The sequence below is a fragment of the uncultured Thiothrix sp. genome, from assembly GCF_937876535.1.
Taxonomy (GTDB): Bacteria; Pseudomonadota; Gammaproteobacteria; order Thiotrichales; family Thiotrichaceae; genus Thiolinea.
Genome location: NZ_CALFHZ010000002.1, coordinates 60,504 through 74,615, shown reverse-complemented (window position 1 = coordinate 74,615; position 14,112 = coordinate 60,504). Strand labels below are relative to the sequence as shown.

Here is a 14,112-nt window from a genome sequence, read left to right as displayed (position 1 = left end):
GCATGAAATTAACTGATCTCAATATTCAAGTTCGTCAACGCTCTGCTTGGGAAGCAATTGATTTAGGTTTTGCCTTTGTACAGCAACATTGGAAAGCCCTAATCTTGCCCTATGCGCTCTTGATGTTGATGCTCGCGCTGCCTATTTGGTTATTGTTACCAGAAGCCTATTTACCGATTGCAGGCTTAGTAGTGTGGTGGTTTAAGCCACTGTTTGATCGCCTCTTACTTTATATACTTAGCCGTCAGTTGTTTAATGAAACGACGAGTCTCGCTGAAGCCTTCTCGGCTTTACCGCAGTTAATTCGCCAAACAGGCTTATTGAGTGGATTAACTTATCGGCGCTTTTCTTTATCACGTAGTTATGTCTTACCGATTTGGCAATTGGAAGGTTTGCGTGGCAAACCCTTAAAAGAGCGTAAAGAACTGATGTATTTACAAGGCCATAGCAATGCGATATGGCTTACTCTGGGTTGCATTCATTTAGAATTTATCGTTGTGCTATCGCTTTATGCTTTAATTTTAATGCTTGATCCCACTGGCGCTGCTTGGGAGCATATTAAAAGTTTATTTCGCGGCGATCTAGATATTGATACTCAATATTGGCGCATGTTGATGGATTTTGTTTTTTATCTGCTAGCCGTTTTAGTGCTTGAACCTTTCTATGTAGCAGCAGGTTTTATGCTGTATATCAACCGGCGTACACAACTAGAAGCTTGGGATATAGAAATCGCTTTTCGTAATCTCGGTGGGCGTTTAAATCAGTTAGCTAAAACTAGTAGCTCTGTTTTATCCAGCCTCTTAATAACTTTAGTCATTGGTAGCTTGTACTTAAGTACTAACACTCCGGTATATGCCCAATATTATGAATCACAACATGAATTTTTAGCTGAAGAACGATTAACTCCTGAGCAAGCCGCTGCAAAAATTCAAGAAGTGATGGCTTTAGATGAGTTAAATAAGCGCATTAAAGTGAAAACTTGGGTGGCTAAAAATCAGCAAGAAAGCAAGCAGTCAAATGATAGGATTTCAGATGAATTTATTCAGTTATTTGCAAGTATCTTTAAAGGTTTGCTGTGGGTAGCCGTCATTGTGGCAGTTATTCTAGCTATTATTTACCGTCAAAAAATTCTGGCTTATCTTTCACCTTTGCGCAAACAAACCAACATAATCACTACACCGGAAGTTTTATTTGGTTTAGATATTCGTCCCGAATCCTTACCCGATGATATTGCCGGAACTGCTCATCAATTATGGCAAGCCGGAAAAACCCGCGAGGCTTTAAGCTTATTGTATCGTGGCGCTTTGGTAATTTTGACCCATGAAGAAGGTTTAGCGATTCAAGCCAGCCATACCGAAGGTGACATCCTCAAACTTGCCAAACCGACCACTGTAGCTGAGCGCTATACCTATTTGCGTACCCTTACTAAGCTCTGGCAAACCATTGCCTATGCCCATCGTAGCCCAAGCTTTCAAGAAATTGAGCCTTTATTTACAGGCTGGAATCAATTCCAAACTCCTCGCTTAGATGCCAACGCTGTTGAGGTGCGCACATGAGGATCAAGTGGGAAAGTTGGGTTGTGGGTCTACTGGCTATCGTCATCTTTGGTGTCGGTTGCCTTTGGTTTGTACAGAACTACGAATTGAAGGAAATTGATAGCTATACCGGCTATCGAGGTGAAGCTGGTAGCAATGACTTGTTCGCTGCACGCTTATTTTTAAAGCGCATGGGCATCCCTACTCTGCGCCAAGATGGCTTGTTATCGTTACCCGATACAGATACCGTGATTGTGCTAGACACTGACCGCTATACAATGACACAGCAAAAAACTCAAACACTCTTAGATTGGGTCGCAGCTGGTGGACATTTAGTAACGCGTGCACGTGTTGATTATACAGATGCTACAGAAGAAGCTAATGACGAAGAGCAGCACAAACCAGAAACTGAAAACCGTGATCATCTGCAACAGGCTTTACAGATTGAAATTGGTACTAGCCAAGTCTTCGATGAAGAAGACTTACCTTTTAGCTTGCAACTAGCAACCCAGCCTAAGTCCCTAAAGGTGGATGTAAGCTTCTTCAACGAGCTACTGACTAACAATCCCAATGCGCAAATTTATCAAGCCAATGCAAAAAACTTCCTCCTGCAAATTAAGCATGGACAAGGCTTAATTAGCTTAGCTGCGACTTTAGAATTTGCTGAAAATCATCAGATTGATAAGGTGGATCACGCCGAATTTTTTTGGTGGCTATTGCATAGCCATAAGCCTGACTTCAAGCAAGTTTGGCTGATTAATCAAGATACTTTACCCGGCTTAAGAACCTTATTAATGCAATATGCTTCGCCAGTATTATGGATGGTCGCCTTATTATTACTGGCTAGTTTCTGGGCTTTAATTCCACGCTTTGGAGCGTTTATTCCAGAGCCTATTCCTGAGCGGCGGCGTATTCTTGAGCATATTAAAGCCAGTGGTCAGTTTATGTGGAAGCGCCAAAATGAAGGTAAAAAGCAACTGTTAGAAAGCACTCGTCAAGCTATTCGCCAAACCGCACGTACACAGATTCCGGGCTGGCAATGGTTAGCAGCACCCCAACAAACCGAACAATTAACCCAGCACTTAAAACTCCCCTTGGAGCAAACTTCATCTCTGCACCATTTGTTAACAGCGTCACAATTAACGGATGCTGAGTTTATAAAATTGGTACAACTTGCTAATTCGCTAAGGAAAACAACATGAATGCAATTCTGCCAACTCCTAGTTTGAGTTTGGATCAAGCCAGCCGTTTAGCTGAGCAAATTCATACTGAAATCGCTAAAGCGCTCATCGGCCAGCAGACTGTGATTCGTGAAACCTTAATTGCACTGTTAGCGGGTGGACATGTGCTGATTGAAGGTGTTCCGGGTTTAGGCAAGACTTTGTTAGTACGTGCTTTAGCCAAGACGATTACAGGGCAGTTCGCTCGTATTCAATTCACGCCTGATTTAATGCCCGCGGATATTAGTGGGCATGTGCTATTTGATATGCATAATCAGCGCTTTGATGTACGCAAAGGCCCAGTATTTACTAATCTGCTCCTTGCGGATGAAATTAACCGCGCCCCGGCGAAGACCCAATCCGCTTTGCTAGAAGTTATGCAAGAGCAGCAAGTGACTATTGAAGGCACTGCTTATCCAGTCCCGCTGCCCTTTATGACTTTAGCTACCCAAAACCCGCTGGAGCAAGAAGGCACTTATCCACTGCCAGAGGCGCAACTCGACCGTTTTTTACTGAAAATATATATCGACTATCCAAATCTAGAAGAAGAAATTGCGATGGTGAATGCTGTCACTAAGCAGCAAGTGGGTGATCGTTTCCAATTGGAGCAATTGAAAGCGATTGTGACCCCTGAGGCAATTTCAGCCATGCAACAAGTGACCGCGCAAATTGCAGTGGATCATGCCGTGGTTGATTATGCAGCGCGTATCACTCAAGCCACTCGCAAAGGCCAAGGTTTACGTTTTGGCGCAGGACCACGGGGCAGCATTGCGTTAGTGCGTGCAGCGCGAGCACATGCTTTATTAGAAGGCCGTGACTTTGTACATCCCGATGATATTAAACAAGTAGCTTTACCTGTGTTACGCCATCGTGTGTCCCTAGCCCCCGAAATGGAACTGGAAGGTTATAACACCGATCATGTCCTAAGTTCCGTACTGGAAACAACGGAAGCACCGCGCCAATGATTTTGCCTGCTCGCCGCAGCTTCTATCTGCTGGCTGTTAACCTTGCCTTAGCTGTTTTAGTCAGCTTCCTACCTAACTTATTGCTAGTCTGGTATCTGGTCTTAGGGTTAAGTTTAGGCTTATGGATAGTAGATGGCTTCTTGTCTTTAGCGAAACATGGCTTAGAAATCGAGCGGGAGTTACCAGCTAGTTTACCAGTCGGTATCAAACGTTTAATTCAATTACGTCTACGCCATACGGGTAAACAGGCACTAAATTTAGTCATTTATGATCATTACCCGCAACAAGTGCAAGCACAAGGTTTGCCTTTGCAGTTGAGTTTGCCAGCCGGTCAATATGCCGAACCGGTTTACAGCATTCTTCCTTTAGAGCGCGGTAAGTTTATCTTTCCACAAGTACAAGTGCGTGTACGCTCCCCACTGCAATTATGGTGGCATGATTACAAAATCCAGCGGGAATCCGAAGTACGCATTTATCCCAATTTCGCGGCGATTTCCCAATATGCTCTGCTCGCCACCGATAACCATTTAAGTCATTTAGGGATTATGAAGCGTAGACGGCGGGGAGAAGGTCAAGATTTTCATCAACTTCGGGAATACCGAGCGGGCGATAGCTTACGGCAAATTGACTGGAAAGCCAGTGCCCGCATGCATAAGGCTATCTCACGTGAGTATCAAGATGAACGCGATCAAGATATTGTGTTTTTGCTCGATTGTGGACATCGTATGCAAGCTAAAGATGGCGAGCTTTCGCATTTTGACCATACGCTGAATGCAATTTTGCTGATGTCTTATGTAGCCTTGAAACAAGGTGATGCGGTGGGCTTAGCCACTTTTGGAGGAGCGGAACGTTGGTTGCCTGCCAAGAAAGGACAACTCAGCTTAAATCAAATCCTCAATGCGCTGTATGATTTGCAGCCGACCCTACAAGCACCAGACTATAGTCAAGCCGCAGCGCAACTGTTAATTCGCCATAAAAAACGCGCCCTAGTCATTCTAATTACCAATTTGCGTGATGAGGACACTGACGATTTGCTACCGGCTTTAAACTTACTGCGCAAACGTCATTTGCTTTTGCTGGCCAGTATGCGCGAACTCGCTCTAGACCAAAAACTAACCGAGCCAGTTGATCATTTAGAAGAAACGCTTGAGCAATCAGCCACCCAACATTATTTGCAATTACGCCAACAAACCCTAGAGCGCGTGCGTGCTACGGGAACTTTGTGCTTAGACGTACCTCCAACAGAGTTATCGACACAATTGATTAATCGTTATTTAGAAATTAAGCGCATTGGTGCTTTATAAAGAATATAATTTTATTGTTAAGCACTGTACAAGGGCTTGATTTAAGGCTTGATTTAAAATCATTACGGGGCTTTTTAAATAAAAATCAACGTGAAAATTCACATCTACAATCCGAGAGGCTTGCTTGCCTAGCTTAGCTATGAATGGGAATATTGCCGCTTTTCCAGCGGGTGACGCGACATCTTTATGTTGAGACCTGAACACATACGGGCCTTACGTCAACACGGCTTTCCCCCGGAAATGGTGTTGGTTAGTTTCGATGCCACGACCATTCAACGGGGAGTGCACTATTTCGAAGCTAAGCGTGTCATTGAACTCAGCAGTGATTTCCCAAGCCTCAGTGAAGTGCGCTTGAAAGGTTTAGTGCTAGGCAATAGTAAATATAGTACTGATGTTTTATTAGACTTAAATAATCACCAAGTCATCAGTAACTGTAGCTGTCCGGTTGGACATCAATGTAAACATGCGGTTGCTACTCTTCTCCAATATGTTGGCGACCGTATTCAAGCCACTGCTACCAAAACGATTACCGAGAAACTTGAAGAACCCACGGCTATTCAACTGTGGTTAGCTGATCTCAATACCGCACCGCGTGAAGCAGAAGATAATACTGTGGATGAATCTGCCGATGCCGTGCGCATGGATTTGATTTATCTCTTAGAGCAGCGCAATAAGTTAAGTAACCACGTCGAAATTACTCCACGGAAAGCAACTCGCCTCAAGCGCGGTGGATATGGTCAAGCCTATCAAGTGCAACTTGAGGATTTAATTTACGCTTGGAAAAACCATCCCTTTCACTACCAAGAAATCGACTCAGATATTAGTCAATTGATTGTTCCCCACACCAGCTATTACAGCTCTAACTCACGTCAATTAGAGCTCAAAGGTAGTGTCGGTTTAATTGCACTAGAAATGTTATTGAAAACGGGGCGTACTTTTTGGAAAACCACTGAACATCTGCCACTTAAAGCGGGCGCAGCACGCAACTTAGATATTTATTGGGAAGAAAAAGGTAATACTAGCCAAATTCGGCACCGCACTATTCCGCCGATACAGGATTATTTTTGGCTCGAAAAGCTGTTTTATGTTGATCAGTTGCGCGGTGAATGTGGGGTATTAGAACACGGCTCCATGACTGCTGTGCAAGTGCTCAAACTATTAAGTGCACCACCCATTCCTACTAGTGATGCCAACCTAGTCAGTCAGCGCTTGCTGGATATTCTACCGGAAGCTGAAATTCCGCTCCCGGATGCTAGTATGAATCCACAAGTTGTTGAATTAGACGACTTAGTACCAGTTGCCCATGCGCTCTTGTATATTCCGGCTGATCAGACCGCAAGCTTTGGGCAGCATCGCATTCGCCTCAGTTTTAAATATGGTGACCACCACCTTCATAATTACAGCACGCAAAGTATCCAAACCCTGCGTGACGATAATATTCGTTATCGCATTCATCGTGATTTGGATTTCGAACAAAATGCCTTAGATCAATTACAGCTCTTAGGTTTTGAAGGTTCTGGGCAAAACCCACTCGAATTACGCGTGCCTAGTGATAACCCGAGCTTGCAAGCTTTACGCTGGAATTATTTGCTAGAAAAAGGTTTGGCTGATTTAGAGCTGGATGGCTGGGAGATTGAATACTCGGACAATTTTAGCCTTGAATTCACCACGATTGATGATTGGGAAGCTGAGCTTGCTAGCAGTGGCGAAAATTGGTTTGAAATTAGTTTAGGCTTTGTGGTTGATGGCAAACGCATTAATTTACTGCCAATTCTAGTCGATATGATTGCGCAAATGCATGATCCACAAGAGCTCAAAAAACTGCTACAAGATCAACAGCATTTACTCATCCCCTTAGATGATAAACATTGGGTCAAACTGGACTCTCAGCGCCTTACTAAAATTCTTGATACCTTAATTGAGCTTTATGATCATGCCCCCTTGAATGCGGAGGGTAATCTGCTCATCCATCAGGTACAGGGTTTAGGCTTAACGGATCTACTGAATGACTCACGTTTGATTTGGAAAGGTGCAGAAGAGTTGCGCACCCTTAGCAAGCAATTAGTGCACTTCCAAGGGATTCGCCCAGTCGACTTGCCAAAAGAGTTAAGAGCTGATTTACGCCCTTATCAATACGAAGGTTTGAACTGGCTGCAATTTTTACGTGAATACCATTTCAATGGCGTGCTAGCTGATGACATGGGTTTAGGTAAAACCTTGCAAGCTTTAGCGCATTTACTGATTGAAAAAGAGGCCGGACGTGCTGATCGACCTAGCTTAGTGATTGCGCCTACTAGTTTAATGAGTAACTGGCGGCGTGAAGCAGAGAAATTTACGCCCTCTTTAAGAGTTTTAACACTGCATGGCCCCGAGCGCGAACAGCATTTTGAGCAATTAGCTCAATATGATTTAGTGTTAACGACCTATGCACTCGTGTTGCGTGATGAAGAACTTTATCGTCAGCACCAATTTCATTATTTGATTTTGGATGAAGCACAAGCAATTAAAAACGCTAAGGCTAAAACGACTCAAGTTATTTACGAGCTGAATGCACGGCATCGTCTGTGCTTAACTGGCACACCCATGGAAAATCATTTGGGCGAACTATGGTCTATGTTCCGCTTCTTAATGCCGGGATTTTTAGGACCTTTAGATCGCTTTGGCCGTTTATTCCGCGTACCGATTGAAAAGCATGGCGATCCTGAGCGACAACTCCAACTGCGTAAACGCTTACAGCCTTTCATGCTGCGACGTACCAAAGAGCATGTGGCTAAAGAATTACCGCCAAAAACAGAAATTATCCGTACCGTTGCACTCGAAGGTGTACAGCGTGATCTGTATGAAAGCGTGCGTTTAGCAATGGATAAAAAGCTGCGTGAGGAAATCAATCAAAAAGGCTTTGCACGTAGCCAAATTATGATTTTGGATGCACTATTAAAATTACGGCAAGTTTGTTGTGATCCGCGCTTACTCAAGCTTGATAGTGCTCAAGGTATCCAAGCCTCTGCTAAGCTTGAAATGCTAATGGAAATGCTGCTTGAGATGTTGGATGAAGGTCGCAAAGTCTTACTTTTTTCGCAATTCACGTCGATGTTGGAATTAATTGAGCACGAGCTGGTTAAAAATAATATCCCCTTCAGCAAACTTACAGGGCAAACTCGTGACCGTGAGACGGCGATTAATTATTTCCAAGAAGGCGCTGCCAAAGTATTTTTAATTAGCTTAAAAGCGGGTGGAACAGGTTTAAATCTAACTGCAGCAGATACCGTCATTCACTATGATCCGTGGTGGAATCCTGCTGTTGAACAACAGGCTACTGATCGTGCTTATCGGATTGGTCAGGAGAAGCCCGTGTTTGTTTACAAGTTACTAACCGAAGAAACCGTTGAGGAAAAAATTCTCAAACTACAGGAACGTAAACAATCGCTTGCCGATGGTTTATATACTGGAGCCAATCAAGCAGAAAACAATTTTAACCAAGATGATTTATTAGAATTACTGAAACCACTTAGCCTGCCTTAAAAGGTGAATTCGTGAATATTTACCGTTTGTCGTTTTTTTTCTAAGTTCTACAGACAAATTGTATGTTTTACTAGCAAATTATCTAGACTTTAAACGGCCTTTCAATTCAGTCTTTTGGAAATATGTCTACTAACAAGATGGAGATTAATCAATGAGCTTAATTAGTGAATTTAAAGAATTTGCCATGCGCGGCAATGTGGTCGATCTTGCTGTTGGCGTGATCATTGGCGCGGCCTTTGGCAAAATTGTTAGCTCGCTGGTCAATGATATTATTATGCCACCAATCGGTTGGGTTTTAGGTGGAGTTAACTTCAGCGATCTTGCCATTGCTTTAGATGATGCAGGCAAAGTGGTTATTAAATACGGTGCATTTGCTCAAACCATCGTTGATTTCTTAATTATTGCCATGGCAATTTTCCTAATGGTCAAAGCCATTAATAAAGTGAAAAAACCTGTTGAAGCACCGCCATCTGGCCCAACTCAAGAAGAATTACTCACGCAAATTCGTGATATTCTGAAAAATAAATAAATTTCGAACTTACTAGGGTTATCCGAAAAATCAGTAAGATAGCCCTAAAGTAAACCGCGCTCTGCAAACGACACTACCTGTTCTCCCACTACAAAGTGATCCAAAACTCGCACATCAATCAAGGCTAAAGCTTCTTTAAGCTTTTGGGTAATGCGCTCATCGGCTTGGCTTGGTTCAGCAATCCCTGAAGGGTGGTTATGGGCAAAAATCACCGCCGCCGCATTGTGCTTAATCGCATTACGTACTACTTCCCGTGGATGCACCGTAGCGCTATCAATCGTACCTTGGAACAACTCTTCGTATTGAATCACTTGATGGCGATTATCTAAAAACAAACAAGCAAAGACTTCGGCAGGTTTGTGGCGTAAACGTGAGCTTAAATAAAAACGCACCGAATCAGGATCAGATAAAGCTGCTCCACGCGCTAAACGTTCTTTTAAATAGCGGCTTGACATCTCTAGCACGGCTTGCAACTGCACATATTTGGCTTGACCTAAACCATTAGCCTTACAAAAATGCGCTTCATCCGCTTCAAACAAAGCACGCAAACTGCCGAATTCGTGCAATAATTCGCGAGCCAAATCGACTGCTGTTTTGCCGCGGGTGCCAGTGCGCAAAAAGATCGCCAGTAACTCAGCATCGGAAAGTGCTTGAGCACCCCGCAATAATAATTTTTCGCGTGGGCGTTCATCAACTGGCCAATTTTTTATCGGTATCATGAGACTCAGTGACGGGGTTAAAACGGACTGATTGTATGACACTCCAAGGTAAACAGATTCTTTTAGGGATAAGTGGCGGCATTGCTGCTTATAAAGCGGCGGAGCTGACGCGCTTGCTGACCAAAGCAGGTGCAAGTGTGCGGGTGTGCATGACGGCAGGGGCTTGCGAATTTATTACCCCTCTCACCTTACAAGCACTCTCAGGTCATCCTGTACATACGACCTTACTTGATCCTGCTGCAGAGGCTGGGATGGGGCATATTGAACTAGCGCGCTGGGCAGAGCATATCTTGATTGCGCCTGCTACTGCAGATTTAATAGCCCGCTTAGTCGCTGGCATGGCGGATGATCTCTTAAGCACACTCTGCTTAGCTTCGGCAGCGCCCGTAAGTATTGCACCTGCCATGAATCAACAGATGTGGAAACATCCAGCCACGCAGCAGAATATCCAGACATTACAGCAACGTGGTGTGCAGATTCTCGGCCCTGATCAAGGCGCACAAGCTTGTGGCGATATTGGCCCAGGACGCATGCTTGAACCGGCTGCATTATTACAAGCAATGCTCGATTTTTATCAGCCGAAAGATTTGCCTTTAGCAGGCTGTAAAGTCCTGGTCACAGCAGGCCCAACGCGTGAACCGATTGATCCAGTCCGCTTTATCACTAATCGCAGCTCTGGCAAGATGGGTTATGCGGTGGCAGAAGCCGCGCGGGATTTAGGCGCTGAAGTGACTTTAGTCTCGGGGCCTGTGCATTTAGCCGTACCCAAAAACATCTACTGCGTTTCTGTCGAAACGGCTCAACAAATGCTAGAAGCTTGCCAAGTCGCTGTACAAGATGCGGATATTTTTATTGCTACTGCTGCGGTTGCAGATTACACACCTGCTGCAGTGGCCAGCCAAAAAATTAAAAAATCGGCGAATGACTTAAGCTTAGCACTCACTAAAACCACTGATATTTTGGCGACCTTGAGCCTTGCTAACCCTAAACTATTTAGTGTGGGCTTTGCAGCGGAAACGAATGATGTGCTTACTTATGCACGCAGCAAATTGGAGCGTAAAGGCTTGCAAATGGTCGCTGCCAACTTAGTGGGTGAAGGTAAAGCTTTTGATCAAGCCACTAATGCTTTAGAAGTAGTATGGCAAGGTGGCTCGACTTCTTTACCCGAAATGGATAAAAAGCAACTTGCACATGAGTTGATGCAACTGATCAGCGCCCGTTATCACATTTGGAAGCTGCAAGATGGCACGCATTGAATATAAGATTCTTGATCCACGTATTGGCAAAGAATTTCCTTTGCCCACTTATGCCACCAGTGGATCAGCCGGCATGGATTTACGTGCTTGCCTAGATCAAGCTTTAACCTTGAATCCGGGGGACACTCAACTGATTCCTACGGGGCTTGCGATTCATATTGGTGACCCAAGTTTAGCAGCCGTCATTTTGCCACGTTCTGGTCTAGGGCATAAACATGGGGTAGTACTTGGGAATTTAGTCGGCTTGATTGATTCTGACTATCAGGGACAATTAATGATCTCGTGTTGGAACCGTGGACAGCAAAGCTTTGTCATAGAACCGGGTGAGCGCATTGCGCAAATGGTGTTTGTGCCTGTGCTGCAAGTTGAATTGGCGGCGGTCGATGATTTCGATCAATCCGCACGCGGCACAGGTGGATTTGGGCACTCAGGCCGACAATAATTATTTTAGAATTGAGCGAAACTATAACAAACCGGGGCTTATTATGAACTTCAAAGCATTTTTGGATAAAGGCTTAATTGCCTCATCTTTAGTCGTGATAGCAGTTACCGTAACGAACTGCTCGAATCCAGCACCCTCCAGCAATATCTATAGCACCACTCAAGCAGGTACTTTGCAAGAAGTGCAATTTGGTACTGTAGTTGCGGTACGCCCAGTCAGTATTCAGCAAAACAGCTCAGAAACAGGGCAAGTGGCTGGTGGCATTATTGGTGGGGTTGCGGGCAGTGATTTAGGCCAAGGGAAAGGCCAAGTAGTGGGTAGTGTAGCAGGTGCTGTGGCGGGTGGTGCGATCGGTAGCTTGATTGATCGGGCTACTGAAGTGAAACCCGGCCTTGAAATCACAGTTAAATTGCAAAACGACAAGATTGTGGCATTAGCACAAATCGCGGATGAAATATTTCAAGTGGGCGATAGCGTTAAAATTCTCACCAATAATGGCAAATCGCGAGTGGTACATTAATTTAAGCGGCTTTTGGGCGTAACCAAGCACTTAAAGATATTAAGCTCGCCAGTAAAGAAACCAAGCTGGCGAGTGCTGCGACCATCAATTCAGTGACATGCCGCAATAAACGCACTGTACCAATCGCTGATTTCCCTAAAAACTTTAAAACTCCTTTGGTTTCAGCACCATATTTCATACTTAATTTTTCTAAACGCCGCAAATCATCCGTTGATTCTGCATAGCGTAAAATATCTAAAGTATCCACCAAGGAAGTTGATTTACGAATCGTATTCACTTGATTAGCGGTTTCACTCAGAGCATCTAGTGCTTTTGGGTTATAAGCCTTTAGGGCTGCTTGGCGTAAATTATCTAAATTTTTCTCACCACGCGTTGCCCACAGAAAAGCTTTATAATCAAACAAGTCAGTGGCTTGCTTGATTAAAACAGCTTGCATTTTTGGAGAAAGTTTATTCGCGCGCGTTGCCAGCTTTAAAGTAGAAGAACCCGTTTTTACGGGTGCGGCTGTACCTGAACTTAAGACCGCAATCGCGGTTAAACCTACGCCTACTCCAGCTAAAGCAGTGATAAGCTCATTGACCTCTTTACCGGCTTGCATATTTTGATACTGCTCATACAGATCACGAACATCGCCGATCAGGGTAAAATCAGCTGTCACGGCCCCAGCAACCCCAGCACCCGTTTCACCACTGCCATCGATAAAGCCATTCGCAAACTGTTCCGCTTGCCGACGTGCCACTTGCCAAGGTGTTTCTAAAGCCTCAATACGCGGCATAAAGGGTGCAGCATCGAGTTTATAGCCAAAGGTTTGGGCTAGGCGTAAATACATGCGTGCGTCATCTGGATTATCGTTTTGAATAGAGGTTTCTATCTGTGCTTCTAAATCCGCTTGCTTGACTGTTTTAGTCATTAAAGCAGCAATATCAACTGGGACTTCAGTGAAGTCCCAATATTTAAAGACTGCCATGAGGCTATAAACTAGTAGAGCAAAAGCAACAATGAATAAAAAAGGTCTTAGCATAGAGATAGTTTAGCGCAAACCCAATGGATTATTTGGGTCAATCCCCTCCATAAAGGGTAAATGACGCTCATTATTGGTGAGTTGATACACTTTACCAATCCAATTACTCACCATTCCTTTAGCAGTATCGCGCCAAGTATTCGGTAAGAGCGAGATCAAATTACTTTCTGGAAACTCAGGAATCTCTGTACCCTGCGCACGGGCATGCTCTAAACGAAGACGGTATTCATTCAAAATCGCTTTCACTTGCGGGCGGAAATAATTTTGTGGAAAGGGAGGATAATCCGGCCGCCGCCCCAGATACCAAGCATTCACCTCGCGCCGAAACTCCTTCATCAAACTAATACCATCGTATTCAGGATGGCCTTGGAAGAAGACAAAGCGGAATAGATCAGGACTCACCGCTAAATGCACCCCAGCCTTATGGCTCTCGGCTAGCACCCGCAAACCTTTCGCTTCTAATTGCTCACGATCTACTTGATTAAAGCGTGAATGGGGTACATCGAAGTGTGTATTCAGATTCGAGACTAACGGGTGCTCCAGCATAGTCAGCGCATGTTTATACACCCCCCAGCGTTTAAAGCCTAAAGGTCGGCGGCGAATGCCATATAAATGTTGCACAATCGCATGGCTGGCTAAGCAGGAGCATAAAGTTGAGGTCACATGCTCCTGTGCCCACTCGACTACCTCCATCAAACCCTCCCAGAATGGCTCATCCTCTAAGCTCGCATGGACTGGATTAGCACCCGTAATAATCAGTGCATCCAAACCTTTTTGCTTAAGATCAGAGAATTTCTCATAGTATTGGGCAATATGCGCTTGGGCTGCTTCACCTCGTGGCAAACTATCTAAGGTGAAGACATGCATGTGGAATTGAGCAATCTGGTTAGACATACCTACCAAACGGAAGAACTGCCGCTCCGTAGCAGCCAAGGCAGCATCTGGCATCATATTCAATAAGCCAATATGCAGCTCACGAATATCCTGATGTTCCGCATAGTCTTCGCGAAGAATATCCTGCCCTTCTGCTCGTAGGCGTTGAAAGGTGGGTAAGCCTGAATGATCAACCAATGGCATGC

General features: G+C 44.5%; 12 protein-coding genes. 9 read left to right on the top strand and 3 right to left on the bottom strand.

All coding sequences use genetic code 11. The features are described from left to right. Positions 1 to 2: 2 nt before the first annotated feature. The 6 genes from Q0230_RS00445 to mscL all read left to right on the top strand — a co-directional run bounded on the left by Q0230_RS00445 (position 3) and on the right by mscL (position 9,075). Positions 3 to 1,556 carry a hypothetical protein gene (locus tag Q0230_RS00445; protein WP_298607023.1) on the top strand — a complete coding sequence of 518 codons (1,554 nt, stop codon included), beginning with the start codon at positions 3 to 5 and terminating at the stop codon, positions 1,554 to 1,556. Then, positions 1,553 to 2,737, top strand: coding sequence for a DUF4350 domain-containing protein (locus Q0230_RS00440; protein ID WP_298607021.1), 1,185 nt, complete (start codon positions 1,553 to 1,555; stop codon positions 2,735 to 2,737). The genes Q0230_RS00445 and Q0230_RS00440 overlap by 4 nt, the downstream gene beginning before the upstream one ends. After that, the gene (locus Q0230_RS00435; RefSeq protein WP_298607019.1) at positions 2,734 to 3,720 is read left to right on the top strand and encodes a MoxR family ATPase; all 987 of its coding nucleotides are present in this window, start codon (positions 2,734 to 2,736) and stop codon (positions 3,718 to 3,720) included. The genes Q0230_RS00440 and Q0230_RS00435 overlap by 4 nt, the downstream gene beginning before the upstream one ends. After that, positions 3,717 to 5,024 carry a DUF58 domain-containing protein gene (locus Q0230_RS00430; protein WP_298607017.1) on the top strand — a complete coding sequence of 436 codons (1,308 nt, stop codon included), beginning with the start codon at positions 3,717 to 3,719 and terminating at the stop codon, positions 5,022 to 5,024. The genes Q0230_RS00435 and Q0230_RS00430 overlap by 4 nt, the downstream gene beginning before the upstream one ends. 186 nt (positions 5,025 to 5,210) lie before the next feature. After that, positions 5,211 to 8,546 (top strand): DEAD/DEAH box helicase, encoded by a 3,336-nt coding sequence (locus tag Q0230_RS00425; protein ID WP_298607015.1) that lies wholly within the window; start codon positions 5,211 to 5,213, stop codon positions 8,544 to 8,546. Between the two features lie 151 nt (positions 8,547 to 8,697). After that, positions 8,698 to 9,075, top strand: coding sequence for a large-conductance mechanosensitive channel protein MscL (mscL, locus tag Q0230_RS00420; protein ID WP_298607013.1), 378 nt, complete (start codon positions 8,698 to 8,700; stop codon positions 9,073 to 9,075). A 44-nt stretch (positions 9,076 to 9,119) separates the two neighbouring features. Here mscL and radC read toward each other — a convergent pair whose 3' ends face one another. Beyond that, positions 9,120 to 9,791, bottom strand: coding sequence for a DNA repair protein RadC (gene radC, locus Q0230_RS00415; RefSeq protein ID WP_298607131.1), 672 nt, complete (start codon positions 9,789 to 9,791; stop codon positions 9,120 to 9,122). 38 nt (positions 9,792 to 9,829) lie between these two features. Here radC and coaBC point away from each other — a divergent pair, with 38 nt between their 5' ends. The 3 genes from coaBC to Q0230_RS00400 are packed head-to-tail and all read left to right on the top strand — an operon-like array spanning position 9,830 to position 12,012. Then, a complete protein-coding gene (coaBC, locus tag Q0230_RS00410; RefSeq protein ID WP_298607011.1) occupies positions 9,830 to 11,050 on the top strand; it encodes a bifunctional phosphopantothenoylcysteine decarboxylase/phosphopantothenate--cysteine ligase CoaBC in 1,221 nt (406 codons plus the stop codon). Beyond that, the gene (dut, locus tag Q0230_RS00405) at positions 11,037 to 11,492 is read left to right on the top strand and encodes a dUTP diphosphatase (RefSeq protein ID WP_298607009.1); all 456 of its coding nucleotides are present in this window, start codon (positions 11,037 to 11,039) and stop codon (positions 11,490 to 11,492) included. The genes coaBC and dut overlap by 14 nt, the downstream gene beginning before the upstream one ends. A 43-nt stretch (positions 11,493 to 11,535) precedes the next feature. Beyond that, a complete protein-coding gene (locus Q0230_RS00400; protein WP_298607007.1) occupies positions 11,536 to 12,012 on the top strand; it encodes a glycine zipper 2TM domain-containing protein in 477 nt (158 codons plus the stop codon). A 1-nt stretch (position 12,013) separates the two neighbouring features. On the opposite strand, the gene Q0230_RS00395 is transcribed toward Q0230_RS00400, so the two are convergent. Next, positions 12,014 to 12,979: a hypothetical protein gene (locus Q0230_RS00395; RefSeq protein ID WP_298607005.1), complete on the bottom strand. Its 966-nt coding sequence runs from the start codon at positions 12,977 to 12,979 to the stop codon at positions 12,014 to 12,016. 63 nt (positions 12,980 to 13,042) lie between these two features. Further along, positions 13,043 to 14,110 carry a homoserine O-succinyltransferase gene (locus tag Q0230_RS00390; protein ID WP_298607003.1) on the bottom strand — a complete coding sequence of 356 codons (1,068 nt, stop codon included), beginning with the start codon at positions 14,108 to 14,110 and terminating at the stop codon, positions 13,043 to 13,045. Positions 14,111 to 14,112: the final 2 nt, after the last annotated feature.

Coding starts and splice junctions, on each gene's coding strand:
- Q0230_RS00435 (WP_298607019.1), top strand. CDS start 2,734: ATGAATGCAATTCTGCCAACTCCTAGTTTGAGTTTGGATCAAGCCAGC.
- mscL (WP_298607013.1), top strand. CDS start 8,698: ATGAGCTTAATTAGTGAATTTAAAGAATTTGCCATGCGCGGCAATGTG.
- Q0230_RS00445 (WP_298607023.1), top strand. CDS start 3: ATGAAATTAACTGATCTCAATATTCAAGTTCGTCAACGCTCTGCTTGG.
- dut (WP_298607009.1), top strand. CDS start 11,037: ATGGCACGCATTGAATATAAGATTCTTGATCCACGTATTGGCAAAGAA.
- Q0230_RS00400 (WP_298607007.1), top strand. CDS start 11,536: ATGAACTTCAAAGCATTTTTGGATAAAGGCTTAATTGCCTCATCTTTA.
- Q0230_RS00395 (WP_298607005.1), bottom strand. CDS start 12,979: ATGGCAGTCTTTAAATATTGGGACTTCACTGAAGTCCCAGTTGATATT.
- Q0230_RS00425 (WP_298607015.1), top strand. CDS start 5,211: ATGTTGAGACCTGAACACATACGGGCCTTACGTCAACACGGCTTTCCC.
- Q0230_RS00440 (WP_298607021.1), top strand. CDS start 1,553: ATGAGGATCAAGTGGGAAAGTTGGGTTGTGGGTCTACTGGCTATCGTC.
- coaBC (WP_298607011.1), top strand. CDS start 9,830: ATGACACTCCAAGGTAAACAGATTCTTTTAGGGATAAGTGGCGGCATT.
- Q0230_RS00390 (WP_298607003.1), bottom strand. CDS start 14,110: ATGCCATTGGTTGATCATTCAGGCTTACCCACCTTTCAACGCCTACGA.
- Q0230_RS00430 (WP_298607017.1), top strand. CDS start 3,717: ATGATTTTGCCTGCTCGCCGCAGCTTCTATCTGCTGGCTGTTAACCTT.